14 protein-coding genes and 2 pseudogenes are annotated in these 14,895 nt (G+C 75.9%); 6 read left to right on the forward strand and 10 right to left on the reverse strand.

The window, feature by feature from the left end; genetic code table 11:
• Window positions 1-29: 29 nt before the first annotated feature.
• Both ACZ34W_RS14640 and ACZ34W_RS14645 read left to right on the forward strand, forming a co-directional pair.
• Entirely contained in the window at window positions 30-632 is a 603-nt protein-coding gene (locus ACZ34W_RS14640; RefSeq protein WP_465604036.1) for an MTB12 C-terminal domain-containing protein, read from the forward strand.
• On the forward strand, window positions 623-2,059 hold the full coding sequence (locus tag ACZ34W_RS14645; RefSeq protein WP_465604038.1) for an ABC transporter substrate-binding protein: 1,437 nt from the start codon (window positions 623-625) through the stop codon (window positions 2,057-2,059). The genes ACZ34W_RS14640 and ACZ34W_RS14645 overlap by 10 nt, the downstream gene beginning before the upstream one ends.
• 82 nt (window positions 2,060-2,141) lie before the next feature.
• Here the strand turns inward: ACZ34W_RS14645 and ACZ34W_RS14650 are convergent, their stop codons facing one another.
• The 4 genes from ACZ34W_RS14650 to ACZ34W_RS14665 form a co-directional block, all read right to left on the reverse strand.
• Window positions 2,142-3,329, reverse strand: a complete 1,188-nt coding sequence (locus ACZ34W_RS14650) for a PP2C family protein-serine/threonine phosphatase (RefSeq protein ID WP_465604040.1) — start codon at window positions 3,327-3,329, stop codon at window positions 2,142-2,144.
• Between the two features lie 118 nt (window positions 3,330-3,447).
• Entirely contained in the window at window positions 3,448-3,870 is a 423-nt protein-coding gene (locus ACZ34W_RS14655) for a MarR family winged helix-turn-helix transcriptional regulator (protein ID WP_329490397.1), read from the reverse strand.
• Window positions 3,871-4,015: 145 nt separating this feature from the next.
• A complete protein-coding gene (locus ACZ34W_RS14660) occupies window positions 4,016-5,242 on the reverse strand; it encodes a M48 family metalloprotease (protein ID WP_465604043.1) in 1,227 nt (408 codons plus the stop codon).
• Window positions 5,243-5,379: 137 nt separating this feature from the next.
• Window positions 5,380-6,156, reverse strand: a complete 777-nt coding sequence (locus tag ACZ34W_RS14665; RefSeq protein ID WP_465604045.1) for a universal stress protein — start codon at window positions 6,154-6,156, stop codon at window positions 5,380-5,382.
• Between the two features lie 393 nt (window positions 6,157-6,549).
• Here ACZ34W_RS14665 and ACZ34W_RS14670 point away from each other — a divergent pair, with 393 nt between their 5' ends.
• Together ACZ34W_RS14670 and ACZ34W_RS14675 are read left to right on the forward strand one after the other, a co-directional pair.
• Window positions 6,550-7,257, forward strand: coding sequence for a M24 family metallopeptidase (locus tag ACZ34W_RS14670; RefSeq protein WP_352287446.1), 708 nt, complete (start codon window positions 6,550-6,552; stop codon window positions 7,255-7,257).
• A 156-nt stretch (window positions 7,258-7,413) separates the two neighbouring features.
• Window positions 7,414-8,553 (forward strand): CapA family protein, encoded by a 1,140-nt coding sequence (locus tag ACZ34W_RS14675; protein ID WP_465604047.1) that lies wholly within the window; start codon window positions 7,414-7,416, stop codon window positions 8,551-8,553.
• Between the two features lie 20 nt (window positions 8,554-8,573).
• Here the strand turns inward: ACZ34W_RS14675 and ACZ34W_RS14680 are convergent, their stop codons facing one another.
• Entirely contained in the window at window positions 8,574-8,942 is a 369-nt protein-coding gene (locus ACZ34W_RS14680) for a hypothetical protein (protein ID WP_465604049.1), read from the reverse strand.
• 145 nt (window positions 8,943-9,087) lie between these two features.
• Between ACZ34W_RS14680 and ACZ34W_RS14685 the strand changes: the two genes are divergently transcribed.
• Window positions 9,088-9,648 (forward strand): NUDIX domain-containing protein, encoded by a 561-nt coding sequence (locus ACZ34W_RS14685; protein WP_329490403.1) that lies wholly within the window; start codon window positions 9,088-9,090, stop codon window positions 9,646-9,648.
• Between the two features lie 28 nt (window positions 9,649-9,676).
• On the opposite strand, the gene ACZ34W_RS14690 is transcribed toward ACZ34W_RS14685, so the two are convergent.
• The 3 genes from ACZ34W_RS14690 to ACZ34W_RS14700 form a co-directional block, all read right to left on the reverse strand.
• The gene (locus ACZ34W_RS14690) at window positions 9,677-10,402 is read right to left on the reverse strand and encodes a siderophore-interacting protein (protein WP_465604052.1); all 726 of its coding nucleotides are present in this window, start codon (window positions 10,400-10,402) and stop codon (window positions 9,677-9,679) included.
• A gap of 172 nt (window positions 10,403-10,574) precedes the next feature.
• Window positions 10,575-11,237 (reverse strand): TetR/AcrR family transcriptional regulator, encoded by a 663-nt coding sequence (locus ACZ34W_RS14695; protein WP_465604054.1) that lies wholly within the window; start codon window positions 11,235-11,237, stop codon window positions 10,575-10,577.
• 4 nt (window positions 11,238-11,241) lie between these two features.
• Complete coding sequence (locus ACZ34W_RS14700) at window positions 11,242-12,600, reverse strand: MFS transporter (protein ID WP_465604056.1); 1,359 nt, start codon at window positions 12,598-12,600, stop codon at window positions 11,242-11,244.
• A gap of 256 nt (window positions 12,601-12,856) precedes the next feature.
• Here ACZ34W_RS14700 and ACZ34W_RS14705 point away from each other — a divergent pair.
• Window positions 12,857-14,047, forward strand: a pseudogene (locus tag ACZ34W_RS14705) (isochorismate synthase).
• Window positions 14,048-14,133: 86 nt separating this feature from the next.
• On the opposite strand, the gene ACZ34W_RS14710 reads toward ACZ34W_RS14705, so the two are convergent.
• The gene (locus tag ACZ34W_RS14710; RefSeq protein WP_329490407.1) at window positions 14,134-14,466 is read right to left on the reverse strand and encodes a hypothetical protein; all 333 of its coding nucleotides are present in this window, start codon (window positions 14,464-14,466) and stop codon (window positions 14,134-14,136) included.
• Between the two features lie 137 nt (window positions 14,467-14,603).
• Window positions 14,604-14,780: pseudogene (locus tag ACZ34W_RS14715) on the reverse strand (DUF397 domain-containing protein); the annotation flags it as partial.
• Window positions 14,781-14,895: the final 115 nt, after the last annotated feature.

The following is a 14,895-nucleotide window of genomic DNA, read 5'->3' on the forward strand; positions in this document are numbered from 1 at the left end:
GCGCAGCCGAGTTCGTCGAGAGGAACACCATGCGAGTAAGGCAGAGCGGCACCCGTCGGGGCGGCGGCCCGGTCCCGCGACCGGCGGTGGCGCTGTGCGCGCTGCTGCTGATGGGCGCGGTGGCCGGGTGCAGCAGCAGCTCGTCCGGCTCCTCGCCCTCGGCCTCGGTGTCGATCTCCGCCCCGGCCTCGGGGTCCGTCACGGTGACCGCGACCACCAGCGCGAGCGCCAGTGCCACCGTGAGTGCGGGTGCCACCGCCCCCGCCGATCCGGCGACCGCGACGAACCAGGTCACCGCCAACTGGGAGAAGTTCTTCGACCCCACCACCCCCATCCCCGAGAAGGCCGCGCTGCTCCAGAACGGTGACGTGCTGCTCCCGGCGCTCCAGGGCTTCTCGCAGGATCCGCGGGTCGGTCAGGTCAAGGCCAAGGTCACGAACGTGACGTTCACTTCGCCGACCGAGGCCACCGTCACCTACGAACTCTCGCTCCAGGGCACGGTGGTCGCGCCGGACGCCACCGGCCAGGCCGTCCTCGACAACGGCACCTGGAAGGTCTCCCGCTCGTCGCTCTGCGGCCTGCTCGCCCAGGCCGGCGGTGGGAGCGGCGCCGCCGTCCCCGGATGCGGCTGACGGCCCCGCCGTCCCGCCGGGCCGCCGACGCGCACTGCCGTCGGCGGCCCGGCCCTCGCGTCCCCCGGCGCCGCGTTCGCCGCCGCTGCGGGGGCGCCGCCCTCCTCGCGCTGCTGCTCACCGCCGTCACCGCCTGCGGCACCCGGCTGCCGGGGAGCGCCTTCACCCACCGCCCCACCCCGGCCGGCGCGAGCACCGCCGCCGGGGCCAACCCCGCCTCCGACACCGGCGTCACGGCGACCGAGATCCGGATCGGTGTGGTCACCTCGCTCACCAGTCCGGTCGGCAGCGAGGTGTTCAGCGGCCCGCGCTACGGCGCGCAGGCCTTCGTCCAGGCCCTCAACGACCGGGGCGGCCTGCACGGGCGCACCGTCAAGCTGGTGACCTGCGACGACGGCGGCAGCGGCATCGGCAACCAGGACTGCGTGCACCGCCTGATCGACCAGCAGCACGTCTTCGCCTTCGTCTCCGGCAGCGTGCTCGACTACGCCGGCGCGCCGTACGTGAGCGGGAAGGGCGTGCCGGACGTCGGCGGCCAGCCGATCGGCACGGCCTACGACCGCTGGCCGCACCTCTACGGCATCTACGGCAGCGGCGCGCCGCGCGACGGGCAGGCCGTCGGCTGGAACGGGACGCTCTACCAGACCCCCGAGGCGTTCCGTTTCTTCACCGAACGGCTGGGCACCACCAGCGCCGCCGTGGTCGCCTACAACCAGGCCGACTCGGCCCGCTACGCCACCCAGCTGAAGGCCGGACTGGAGGCGGAGGGCTACCGCGTCCTGATGCAGACGGTCGACTTCGCGCTGCCGAACTTCCAGGCGGTGGCCGCCGCCGTGCGCGCCGACGGCTCGCAGCTGCTCCTCGACGCCATGGACACCCGGGGCAACGCGGCGCTCTGCCGGGCGCTCGACGAGGCCGGGGTGCGGGTCGCGGCGAAGGCGACCAACGTGCAGAACTGGTCGCAGACCGTCGGCACCGACTACGGCGCCTCACCCGGCTGCCGCAACGCGCTCTGGGCGACCTCGGCCAGCCTCAACTACGAGGACGTGCAGGACCAGGCGGTGCGGGACTTCCGCGCCGCGATGTCCCGCTACTACCCCGACCGCGAACCGCTGCTCTCCGCCTGGGAGCTGGAGGGCTGGGCGGGCGCCCAGTGGCTCACCGACGCGATGGACTCCTGCGGCGCCGACCTCACCCGGGCCTGCGTCGAGCGGTTCATGAACCGTGCCGAGCCCTACGACGCGCACGGACTGATCCTGCCCGCCTCGTTCGTCCCGCAGCCCCCGCCGGCCGGGCCGACCCGGGCCTGTCTGAACGCCGCCCGCTGGCAGGACACCGCCTACGGGGGCCGGGGCGGCTGGGTCACCCAGGTGGCCTCGATGACCACCACCTGCTTCGAGGTGCCGCAACTGCCCTACCGGCCGTGACGGCGCCGACGAGGCCTCGGAGCGGTACGGCGGGACCACCGCCTCCGGCGACCCGCGCGCCGCTGCGCCCCCCGGAGCGCCCTCAGCCGAGACGCTCCACCGCGACGATCGCCGCGTCGTCGTCCAGCCGTCCGCCCGCGTGGGCCAGCAGGTCGTGGCGCACCTGCTGCACCAGGGCCTCCGGGGGGTCGGCGGACCAGGCCGTGACGCGCTCGGTGAGCGGGTAGAACCGGCGCCGGGCGTCGCGGGCCTCGATCACGCCGTCGGTGTAGATCAGCAGGCGGTCGCCGGGCAGGAAGGCGAACTCGTCCACCTCGTAGCCGCCCGGGGCGAGTTCGCCCAGGCCGAGCGGCGGCGCCGGCCGGCGGGCGTCCAGCGCGGTGACGCCGTCGGCCCGCAGCCGCAGCGGCGGCGGGTGGCCGCAGTCGATCAGCCGGACCACCGAGCCGTCGTCCGGGATGTCCAGGATGACGGCGGTGATGAACGACTCCTCGCAGTCGTCCGCCGCCGCCCCGGCGGAGGCACTGTCCGGGCCCGACCGGTGGCCGCGACCGGTCCCGTCACCCGGCCGCTCCTCGCAGGGCTGCTCGCCGAGCCGGGCCAGGCCCCAGCGGACGCTGCCGTCCAGATAGCCGGCGAGGTCGGTGAGGTCGGCGTGCAGGTGGGCGGCCGCCCGGAAGGCGCCCAGCAGGAGGGCGGCGTCGCCGAGCGAGGAGAGGCCCTTGCCGCGGACGTCGCCGACCAGCAGCCGGGTGCCGCCGGGAGTGCGGGCCGCCGCGTAGAGGTCGCCGCCGACCTGCGCCTCGGCATCGGCGGCGAGGTAGACGGAGGCGAGGCGCAGGTGCCCGATCCGGTCCGGCAGCGGGCGCAGCAGGACGCGCTGGGCGGCCTCGGAGACGGAGCGGACCTGGGCCAGCTCCCGTTCGTGCCGGTCGCGCAGCACCCGCAGCGCGACGATCAGCACCGAGACGGCGATCTGCGCGCCGAGCTGGGTCTCGTGGTTGGGGGTGGTGAGCCCGTCGCGCGTGATGCCGATGACGGTGAGGCCGGCGAGCGCGAGCAGGGCGACGGCCGCGGTGGTCCGCGCCCCCGCGAAGGACGCGGTGATCGCGGGGGCCACGATCAGCAGCGGTCCGAGGTGGATCGTCGGCGGTGACAGGACGTCGACCACGGTGATCACGACGATCAGCGCGAGCGGGAGCGCCGTCAGCGCGTGACGGCCGAGCCGCCATGACCGGCGGCGGTCGCGAGGACCCTGCCGAAGGGGCACCTCTCCTCTGTACACCGTCGGAGCGGTACCCCGCACCCCGGCGTCGGCCCGTTGCCGCCGGGGTGTCGCCCGGGGCCCGTTGCCGGCGGGCCGGGACCGGCGCCCCTCGGTCCCCGGCTCAGTCCTCGGCGCCGTAGCGGGCCAGGTAGCCGGCGAAGCGGGCGACGTCCTCGTCGGACCACTCGGTGAAGCGGGCGGTGAAGGCGACCCGGCGCTGCTCGCTGGCCTCGCGCAGCAGGGTCAGGCCGGCCTCGGTGGCGCGCAGGATCTGGCCGCGCTGGTCGTCCGGATCGGTCTCGCGGCGCAGCAGGTCGAGCTTCTCCAGCGCGGTGACCTGGCGGCTCACGGTGGACTTGTCGAGCATGAAGTACGAGGCGACGTCGGCGGCCCGGCAGCCGCCGCGCTCGTTGATCAGGTCGAGGATGCTGTAGGTGACCAGGGAGAGGTCCGGGTGCAGCTGGGAGGCCTTGTGCCGGGCACGCCGGGCGAAGGCGGTCAGCTCGCGCTGGATGGTGTCGATCGATGTCTCGCGGCCGGGCACGGCGGTCCTACCTCCTCGGTAATTTGTTGCACTGTACAACGTTTTGGGCTCCGCCGTGCTCCGCCGTGTGCTGTCGGGCCACGTAGTCCGCCGCCGTCCTCCGCCCCGTTCCGCCGGCCGGCGGCACCCGGCCAGGGGCGCGGGCTCAGCCGGTGGTGGCGCCGTCCGGGGTGCCGGTGGCTCCCGCGGCCTGCCAGGCGCGGGCGGCCGCGATCCGGCGGGTGGCACTCGGATGAGTGGCGAACAGTAGCTCAAGCACCCGGGGCGGGTCGACATCGGACACGTTGGCCACTGCCAGTCTGCGCTGCATGGCGATGAACTGCTCGGCGTCCGAGGTCAGTTCCAGGGCGTGCCGGTCCGCCCGGGCCTCGACCCGGCGGCTCACCGCGCACTGCACCGGCCCCGACAGGGCGCCCAGCAGGGCCGCGCAGGCCGCCATGAGCGGCAGGACGCGCGGATCCGCCGCGTCCGTCGCCCCCGCCGCCGACAGCAGCGGGCCCCAGTCGGTCAGCAGGCCGATCAGGCAGACCACCACGGCCGCCCCCACCGCGCCCAGCACCGTGCCGGTCGGCACGTCCCGGTGCTTCACGTGCCCGAGTTCGTGCGCCACCACCAGCTCCACCTCGCGCGGCTCGGCGGTGGACAGCAGCGTGTCGTAGGCGACGATCCGGCGGGTCGCGCCCAGGCCGGACACGTACGCGTTGAGGGCCGTGGTCCGCCGGGAGGCGTCCGCCACCAGGACGTCCCGCACGCGGACGTCGTCCTGGTCGGCGAGCGCGAGCAGGGCGGTCCGCAGCGGGCCGGGAGCCATCGGGGTGAAGCGGTTGAAGACCGGCTCCACCAGCAGCGGGTAGAGGAAGGAGAGCGCCGCCGTGAGCAGCGCCGCCGCGCCGGCGGCCGGGAGCCACCAGCGGTCCGGCCAGCGGTCGGTGAGCGCGAACAGTCCGAACGCCAGGGGCAGCACCAGGGCCAGGCCCAGCGCCAGTCCGCGCACGGCGTCCACCGCCCAGCCGCCCCAGCCCTGGGTGACCAGGCCGAACCGGGCCCGCACCGTCCGGGCGCCGGCGGCGAACGGCAGCTGGGCCGCCCGGCCGAGGAGGACCAGGGCGGCCGCCCCCGCCAGCACCTCGGCCGTCCGCGAGCCGCCGAACAGGTCGCCGGCGGCCGTCACCAGAGCGGCTCCGGCCGGGGTCAGCCCGAGCAGCAGGGTCAGGAGAAGGCCGGCCAGCCGCCCGCCCAGTGCCCACGGCAGCTGGGCACGCCGCAGCGCGCGGCCCCGGGCGCGCTGGGCGGGGGTGAAGTCGGGCGCGCCGGTACCGGCGCCGGGGGCGGGGGTCGCTGAGCCCGGAGGCGGGCTGACCGGATCTGTCATCTGTCGGCTGTCATCCGTAGTCCGTGAGCTGTCGGCCACCCGCTGCCGGGCGCCGTCCGTCGGGCGCTGTCCGTCCGGCCGCGCCCACCGGTTGCCCGTCGGGCGCGGGCCGACCGGCGGCTGCCGGGATCAGCATGTCACTCCCGCGCCGGCCCGGTGGCGGACTCGGTGCCGCTGCGGAGCAGCCGGTGCCCCAGCTCGACCAGGGCCCTCCCCACGGCGAACGCGTCGCCGACCGCCTCGGCGGGCTCGTCCTGCGGGCTGCGGCGGGCGCGGGTGTCGGCGTGCAGCACGCTGCCGTCGGCGTCGAGCACGGCGTGCACCCGGGTGGTGTCCCGGCCCTCGACGAGGTGCAGGCTCACCTGCCACTCCTTGGTGCGGACGGCCGATCCCGCGTCCTCGGTGAGGGGAGCCGCGGTCGTTGCGGTCGCCGCGGTGTCGGGGCGCGCCGGTGCGGCGGCGCCGTCCGCGCGGACGATCACCACCGGGCAGCTGCCGTGCACCGCGCAGTGGGAGCTCACCGAACCCAGCAGCGCGCGGGCGAAGGTGCCGCGCCCCCGGCTGCCGAGCACCAGGAAGTCGGCGTCCGCGGACAGTTCCAGCAGCACCTCGGCCGCGTGGCCGAGGACGAGGCTCTCCTCGATCTCCACCGGCCGGTCCCGGCCGACCACCTCGTCCACCTCGGCGGTCAGCGTGCGCCGGGCCGCCCGCTCGAAGCCGTCGTCCAGCAGCGGCGTGAGCCACCCGTAGAGCGACGGGTACTCCCAGGCCGCCACCGCGTGGACCGCGGCCCCGGTCAGGCCCGCCTGACCGACCGCCCAGCGCAGCGCCGCCTTCGAGGGCGCGGAGCCGTCGATCCCGACCACGATCCGCCGCCGGCCGCCGTTCGCCGCGCCGATTCCCACACCGTCCATGCGCCGTCCACCTCGCCACCTCGGCCCGGGAGCGTGCAGCCCCGGGAGCGTGCACCCCCTCCACGCTGCGCGTCCGGAAGGCCGATGCGCCAGGGACACGACGGCCCGGTGCGGCGGTTGTGGGGGCCGGGGTGTCCTGGTGGGGGTGGTGCCGGCGGTGGCGGGTCGTGGTGGTGGAGCCGGGTGCGGGGGTGCTGTGGGGGCCGGGGCGTCCCGGTGCGGCGGTTGATCAGGCCGGTCCGTCCCCTGCGGTGGAGCCGGGGGGACGTCGAGGCGGGCCCGCCGGGCCCGCCGATACGATCGGTCGGGGCTGTCCGGCCCGGTGGGCGCGGGCAGTGGCCGTGAGCTGTGGCGCCGGTCCCGCCGGCGCCACCTGGGGAGAGGGGATCCGGTATGGCAGTCGAACCGTCCGGCGCGCAGGAGGTCCGTCGCGTCGAGGGCCTGGTGTCGGCGCAGGAGAAGGCGATCGCCCTGTTCGCCGAGGCCGAGGCGCGCGAACTGGTGGCGCCCGGGGTGGGCGAGCGCGAGGCGAGCGACCGGATCCGGGATCTCGCCAACGAGATGTTCGGCGCCACCCGGCACTGGCACAAGCGGATCATCCGCTCCGGCCCGAACACCCTGGCCCCGTACCGGGACAACCCGCCGGACCGGGTCATCGGGGCCGACGACGTGGCCTTCGCCGACTTCGGCCCCGTCTTCGAGGAGTACGAGGCGGACTTCGGCCGCACCTACGTCTTCGGCGGCGATCCGCACAAGCGGCGGCTGCTCGCCGACCTGCCGCGGATCTTCGACGCCGGCCGCGCGTTCTTCGCGGCCGACCCGGAGATCACCGGGCGGCAGCTGCACGCCGAGGTCGAGCGGCTGGCCGCCGAGGCCGGCTGGGAGGTCGGCATCTGGCACGCCGGCCACCTCGTGGGCGAGTTCCCGCACGAGGTGAACGACGGGGCCAAGGCCGACTCCTACATCACCCCCGAGAACGAGACCCCGCTGCGCCGCACCGACCGGTCGGGGCGGGTCTGCCACTGGATCCTGGAGCTGCACCTCGTCGACCGGGAGCGCGGCTTCGGCGGCTTCTACGAGCAGTTGCTCGACCTGGCCTGACCGCGGTCCCCGGCCCGCGCTCCGGCCGCCGGGCCCGTCCTGCGCCCCGGGCGCGGGGCGGGCCCGGGGCGGGCGGGCCGGGGAGGCAGACCGAAGGCGATGTGGGGGAATGGCGTAGTCTGACCGCTCTCGAATCGACCCCCGGGGGGACTTCACATGCGCCGAGTCGCGGCCGCCGTCGCACTGCTGCTCGGGCTGATACCCGTGGCCGCCTGCGGGCCGGACGACCCGGCGCCGGCCAAGGCCGCGCCGGCGGGCGACGCGGCGAAGCCCTCGGCGGCCGGGACGGCGGGCGCCGCGGCGTCCGCCTCGCCGTCCGCGAGCGCCTCGGCGCCCCGTCCGGACGGTTCGATCACGGTGGCGTTCGCCGGGGACGTCCACTTCGAGGGCCGCACCGAGGCCCGGCTCGCGGTGAAGGCGCCCGAGCAGGCGCTCGGCCCGATCGCCACGACCCTCTCCGACGCGGACCTCGCCGTCCTCAACCTGGAGACCGCGATCACCGACCGGGGTGCCCCCGAGCCGAAGACGTACACCTTCCGCACCTCGCCCAAGGCGCTCACCGCCCTCAAGGACTCCGGCGTCGACGTCGTCTCGATGGCCAACAACCACGCCGTGGACTTCGGCGCGGACGGGCTCACCGACACGCTCGCCGCCAAGGACTCCGCGCCGATCCCGGTCGTCGGCGTCGGCCGCAACGCCAAGGAGGCGTACGCCCCGTACGTCACCACCGTGCGCGGGGTGAAGGTCGCGGTGCTCGCGGCCAGCCAGGTCGAGGACCTGACGAACCAGAAGTGGCGCGCCGGCGCCACCAAGCCGGGCATCGCCTCGGCGCTGGACGCCGCCGCGCTGGTCAAGGCGGTGGAGGAGGCGAAGAAGCAGGCGCCCGTCGTGCTCGTGTACCTGCACTGGGGCGACGAGGGCAAGGCCTGTCCGACCGGCGCCCAGAGCGCCATCGCCAAGAAGCTCGCCACCGCCGGGGCCACCGCGGTGGTCGGCACCCACGCCCACACCATGCTGGGCTCGGGCATGCTCGGCTCCACCTACATCGGCTACGGCTTCGGCAACTTCCTCTGGTACGGCACCTCCGACTACGCCAACTCCAATGAGACCGGTGTGACGACGCTGACCCTGACCGCGGCCGGCAGGGTCACCGGCGAGGTGTTCACGCCCGCCACCGTCGACGGCCAGGGCGTGCCCGTCCCGCAGACCGGCGCCGCCGCGACGGCCGCGCTCAAGCGCCGCGACGGCCTGCGGGGCTGCACCGGGCTGGCCCCGGTGGCGGGCGCGACGCGCTGAGGCCGTGGACGTGGCCGCGCTCAGGCGCGGCGACGGTCCGCCGGGCCGAGGTCGTGCGGGTCGCGGGTGGTGAGCGCCTCGGCCACCGGCCGCCCACCGCCCGCCGACCGGGCGAGCCGCTCGCGGACCTCCCCCGGGGTGCGCGGCCGCCACCCCGGGCCGTAGCAGCAGCGCGAGTGGAAGGTCACCCCCGCGGCGAGCAGGGCCGTCAGGGCCCGCCACCCCGCGGTGTCCCGGCGTCGCGGGACCGCCAGGTCCTGGCCCGCGTCGACCAGTTCGCCGCCGCAGCGCGCGCAGAGGTCCCGCCCCGGTGCGCCGTGCCGCTTCACGGACAGCCGGCACGGCGGGCAGACGAAGTGTCGTCGCGAGGTCCGGCTCCGGGTGCACATGCCGCTCACGGTAGGCGCGCGCCATGCCGTCGGCACCCGGATTTCCGGGCGGGCGGCCGCCGGGGGCGGCCCGGGGGCCCGGCGGCGGCGTGAGAGGGTCGAAGCGGAAGACGTGGTGGTCACGGGTGCGGAGGAGAGCCGGCCGATGACGGAGTGGAAGACGTACGGCCGGCGGCCGGTCTACGAGTCGCCCTGGGTGGAGCTGTGGCTGGACGACGTGGAGATCCCCGGGGTCGGGCGGGTCGACCACCATGTGGTGCGGATGCCGAAGGCCTGCACCACGGCGGTCGTGACCGATGACGCGGGCCGGTTCCTGCTGCTGTACCGGCACCGGTTCATCACCGGGCAGTGGGGGTGGGAGGTGCCGGCCGGATGGGCGGAGCCGGGCGAGGAGCCGGCGGCGGCCGCCGCCCGGGAGGTCGAGGAGGAGACCGGGTGGCGACCGGGCCGGGTGGAGCCGCTGGTCGGGTTCAACGCGATGTCCGGCATCTCGACGATGCGCTTCCACGCGTTCCACATGACCGGCTGCACCCGGATCGGCGAGCCGACCGACCGGAGCGAGGCGACCCGGGTCGAGTGGGTGGCGGAGGAGGACGTGGTCGAGCTGCTGGCCGCCGGGGAGGTGCCCGAGGGGGCGTCGCTCGCGGCGCTCTCCTACTTCCTCGGGCCGTACCGCCTGGCGCGGCGGCGGCGGTCGGCCGACTGACCGCCGCCGGTCGCGACGGCCGGTGCGCTCACTCCCGGTGGTTGGCCTCGCCGTGCTTCCAGTAGCCCTTCGCGTGGACCCGGTCGCGGGGGAGGCCCAGGTCGCCGAGGAGGTGGCGGCGGAGGGTTCCGACGGCGACGGCCTCACCGGCGATCCAGGCGGCGGAGCCGGGTGTCCCGGCAGGGCCGGCAGGGCCGGTCAGGACGTCGGCGGCGAGGACGGCGTCGGTGAGGAGCCGGCCCTTGGGGTGGGCGCCGTCACGGGGGAGCCAGGTGGTGGTGAGCTCGGCGGCGGTGCCGAGCGGCAGCGCGTCGGCGCCGGTGGCGATCTCGAAGTAGGCGAAGGCCCTTACCGTGCTGGGCAGTTGATCGAGAATGGTGAGCGCGGCGGGCAGCGCGCTCTCGTCGGCGGCGAGGAGCAGCCGGGTGACGCCGTCCAGGTCGGGCCGGCGGCCGCGCGGGCCGGCGAGGACGGCCCGGTCGCCGGGTCGGGCGGTGGACGCCCAGCGGGCCAGGGGTCCGTTGCCGTGCAGGACGATGTCGATGTCCACCTCGCACTCGGCGGGTCGGTGCCGGCGGATGGTGTAGGCCCGGGACGGGCCCTCGGGGATGGCCAACTTGACCCACTGGGTGGGGTGTTCGATCCCGAGGTCGGGCAGCGTCGGGCCGCTGAAGGTGATCCGGGTGAGGGTGGAGGTCAGCGGGGTGGTGGCGATGACCTCGACGTCGTGGGCCGGGCGGGGGCGTCGGAACATGATGACTCCTGAGCGGGCCCGGAGGTGGACTCGGGCCGGGTGAAGGGGAGTTCGGTGACGGAGGGGCCGGGGCGCGCCACGGCGAACGGCCGCACGGCGGTGCGGTGCGGGAGCCGCGCGGGGGCGGGTGGTGGCAGGTGGTGGCGGGTGGTGCCCGGAGTGGGCGCCCGGATCAGTGCGTGAAGCGGGCGAGCTGCCGGTCGAGCAGGGTGTCGACGAAGGCCCGGTCGAGCGGGCGGCGCAGCACCAGGGCGCGGTGGTAGAGCGGGGCGAGCAGGGCGTCCAGGAGTGCGGCGGCCTCGTCCTCGGAGGTGCCGAGGCAGGCCCGGGTGTGCGCGACGTCCCGCTCGCGGAGCGGGTCGAGGAAGCCGGTGTGCAGCAACTCCGCCGTCCGGGAGTCGAGTTGGGCGTGCCCGAGGAGGGCCTGCAGGACTCGGCCGGCCGGTTCCTCGCCGAGGAAGGCGGCGAACCGGTGCAGGTAGAGGCGCAGGTCGGCCGGGGTGGCCGGGGAGTCGGGCCAGACCAGGGCGGGACCGGAGTCCAGCGCCAGGTTGTCGAAGAGGATGTCGACCTTGGACTTCCACCAGCGGTAGATGGTCTGCTTGGCGACGCCCGCCGCCGCGGCGATGCCCTCGATGGTGAGGCCCTCGAAGCCGTGCTCGACCAGGAGGTCGTCGGCGGCGTTCAGCACGGCCAGGCGCGCGGCCTCGCTGCGGCGACCGCCGGTACTCGCGCTGCTGCTGCCGGTGGCGGGGCGGGGCTGGGCGGCGATGGCGCTGCGGTCCTCACGGGCGGGCCGCTGCGGGAGCCGGCCGGGGTGCTGGGTCGGGCCCATCCTCTCACGCCTCCTCCGCCGCGAGGGGCGTCGGCCGTGCGCGACGGCCGGTCAGGCCGGCCGCGACGCCGACGGCCAGTACCGCGACCAGCGCGCTGAAGACGACCCCTGCCGTGCGTAGGTCGGTGGCCCGGATCAGGAGGCCGGCGCCCACCACCGGTACCGAGAGCATCGTGTACAGGACGGCGAAGTAGGCCGAGATCGCCTCGCCACGCCGTCGCGGTTCGACGCCCCCGTTGATGGTGGCGAGCCCGGTGGCGACGGCGGTACCGGTGGCGAGGCCGTTGAGCACCGCGCCGAGGAGCAGCGGCGGCAGCGTCCCGGTGAGCAGCGCGGTGGCGACCAGGGCCGCCGCCACGACGAGCCCGGCGCAGGCGGCGGGCAGGGCGCGGGGGCCGGGCAGCACGCGGGCGAGCAACTGGCCGGCCCCGGTGGCGACGAAGGCGAGGCAGGCGACCAGACCGGTGAGCGCGTGGTGGTGGATGCCGAGGACGGTGGCGAGGAAGAGCCCGCTGACGGAGGTGAGGACGCCGAGGGCGGCGAAGCCGGACCCGGCGGTCAGGGCGGCGCGCAGCAGGGCGGGCCGGATGGCGGTCGGGACGAGCGGCGGCTCGAAGGACGGGGGGAGCGCGGCGCCGGTGCTCCCCGGGGCGTTCCCGGCGGTCTCGCGGTGGGCCTTGCGGGAGGTCGTGCGAGGGGGTGTGTGAACGGCCGCGTGGTGGGCCTCGCGGGGGCCGCCGCCGGGCACGCTCTCCGGGACGGCGAAGAGGCCGAGCAGGGCGACCGCGGTGAGGGCGAGCATCACCGTCCAGGGCAGCCGCAGCGGGGAGCCGGCCCATTCGGCGAGGATCCCGGAGAGCAGCGTGCCGCCGGCCAGTCCGCCCATGTTGGCGGCGAGCGCGAGGGTCTGCGCCCGCAGCCGGCGCTCCGGCGGGGCGAGGTCGAGCAGGGCCGCGGTGGCGGCGCCGGTGACCAGGGCGGCGGCGAGGCCGGACACCACCCGGCCGACGAGCAGCCAGGGCAGGGCGGAGGCGGCCTCGAAGAGTCCGGCGGCGGCCGCGGCGAGGAGCAGGGCGCCGGCCATGACGGGGCGGCGGCCGATCCGGTCGGAGAGGCGGCCGAGCGTGAGCAGGCCCACGACGACTCCGGCGGCGTAGACGGCGAAGGTCACCGTGACCATCAACGGCGAGAAGCCGAAGGCCTGTTGGTAGATCGGATAGAGCGGGGTCGGGACGGTGGTGCCCGCCATGGTGACCCAGAAGGCGAGGGCGATGGCGGCCCGGGCGAGCGGAGTCGCCGGGGCGGCCGGGGCGGACGGGGCTGTGGCCGCCGCCGGGGGGCTGTCGGGGGGCGCGGAAGGCACGGGTGTGCTCCTCGGGTGAGGTGAGGGGGGTGAGGCCTGGCGGGGCGGGAACTCCGCGCGGGGCGGAGTCGGCGCAGCGCGGGGCGGGCCCCGGAGGCGAAAGTAGACGCAACGTTGCGTTGCGATTCGAACGTAGCACTGGACGCAACGTTGCGTCCAGGCTCGATGGTGCGCCCCGGTCGACCCCGGCCGCGAACCGCCCCACCCGCCGACCACCCTGACCGGGGCACCCGGCGGCCACTCGCAGACTGGGAGGATCCAGGTGACCACCGTGCACCACGCCCCCGCCGGGACGGACCACACCGTCATCGGCGCGGCCAGCGGGCCGCTGGGCCAGTACCGGGCCGCGCCCCGCGAGGCGTTCTTCGCCTCGCCGACCCGCACGCTGCTCGCCGAGGGCGTGCACGCCAGGGCGGTGCGGGACGAGCGCCCGCTGCCGGTGCGGGTCGCCGAGACGCCGGCCCGGGCGCGCCGTGACGGGGTCCGGCAGCCGCTGGTGATGGGCGCCGTGGCGTTCGACCACGACAGCGGGGCCGAACTGGCCGTGCCCGCCGGGCTGCGCGTCTGCGGCGCGCTGCGGGACGACCCGCTGATCGCCCTGCCCGCCCCGGCCGCCGAGCCGGTGGAGTGGCGGGTCCGTCCGGTGCCCGAGCCCGAGGTGTACGGGGCCGGCGACGCCGAGGCCGTCCGGCGTGTGAGTTGAACACGGTCGTGCTCGCCCGGACACTCGAACTGAGTGCCGGTCGCCCGCTCGATCTGCCCGCGATCCTCCAGCGGCTGGCCCGCCGCGACCCGAGCGGCTACACCTTCGCGGTGCCCGGCGGCGCGGGCCGCACCCTGATCGGCGCCAATCCCGAACTGCTGCTCTCGCGCCGCGGCACCACGGTGGTGGCGAACCCGCTGGCCGGTTCGGTGCCGCGCACCGCCGACCTGGGCGAGGACGTCCGCCGGGCCACCGCGCTGCTGGAGTCCCCGAAGGACCTGCGCGAGCACGCCTTCGTGGTGGACGCCATCCGCGAGGCGCTGGCCCCGTACTGCCGGACGCTGCTGGTGCCGGCCGCCCCGACCCTGGTCCGGACCGCCGCCATGTGGCACCTGGCGACCGCGATCACCGCCGAACTGGCCGACCCGGCCGTGTCGGCGCTGGGGCTGGCCACCGCCCTGCACCCGACCCCGGCGGCCTGCGGGTCGCCGACGCCGCCGGCGCGGCGGGCGATCGGCGAGATCGAGCCGTTCGACCGCGGGCTACGCCGGGATGGTCGGCTGGGGCGACGCGGACGGTGACGGCGAGTGGGTGGTGACCCTGCGCTGCGCGGAGGCCGACGAGGGCACGCTGCGGGTGTTCGCCGGGGCGGGCGTCGTCGCCGAGTCCCGGCCGGAGGCCGAACTGGCCGAGGCCGGCGCCAAGTTCCGCACCTTCTTGGACGCCGCGGGGGTGCCGCGGTGAGGGTTCGGGCGGCGGCCGAAGCTCAGTGTGCGGCACTCGGGTGCGGGGCCGGCCGTCGCGGTCGGCCCCGGCTGACGACCCGGGCCCTACGGCAGGTCGATCCGCTCGGTCCGGTAGGCCCCGATCACCTCGATCCCCTTGCTCCCCGTGATGCCGTCCAGCGGCAGCGACTCCGTGTACGGGGCGGTGGCGGGGAGCCCGATGCCGGACAGCGAGCCGACCACCTCGATGCCCCAGTACTCCGGCTGCGCGATGTAGACCCGGGGCGACAGCCGGACGGTCATGTTCAGGTAGGGCTTGGTCCCGTTCACCACGAGGATGAACGTGCCCGGGACGATCCCCGGGACGGCCTTCGCCTCCTCGAAGTCGATCAGGCGCACGGACTCCGGCGCCGGCCGCTCTGCAAAGTTCTCCGCCATGGTGAACCCTTTCGTCACCGCGATGCCCTCAGGCCTTCCGACGACGCAGGCTAGCTGACGGTCGCTCGCGAACGATGCCTGCCGCGCGCGCACGAAGGCGCCCGCATGCCCGACACCCGCCCGGCGGATCCGACCGCTCAGGAGAGCGGTGTCTCCGTGGCTGCCGCGAAGGCGACGAAGTCGGCCCAGGCGGCGGGGGAGAAGGCGAGCTGCGGCCCGCTCCGGTCCTTGGAGTCCCGGACGCGCACGGCGGTCGTCATGGCGGCGACCTCGATACAGGCGCCGCCCTCGGTGCCGCTGTAGCTGGACTTGAATCATGCGAGCTCAGTACTCATTGCCCCTCCGCCAACGCGCCGATGAACCGCGCTGAGGCCTTTGAGCCGAAGCCCCCTGGTCCTCGACCGGCTCGGGCTCCGAGGGTAGGGCGGG

Source organism: Kitasatospora sp. NPDC022856 (assembly GCF_055561235.1).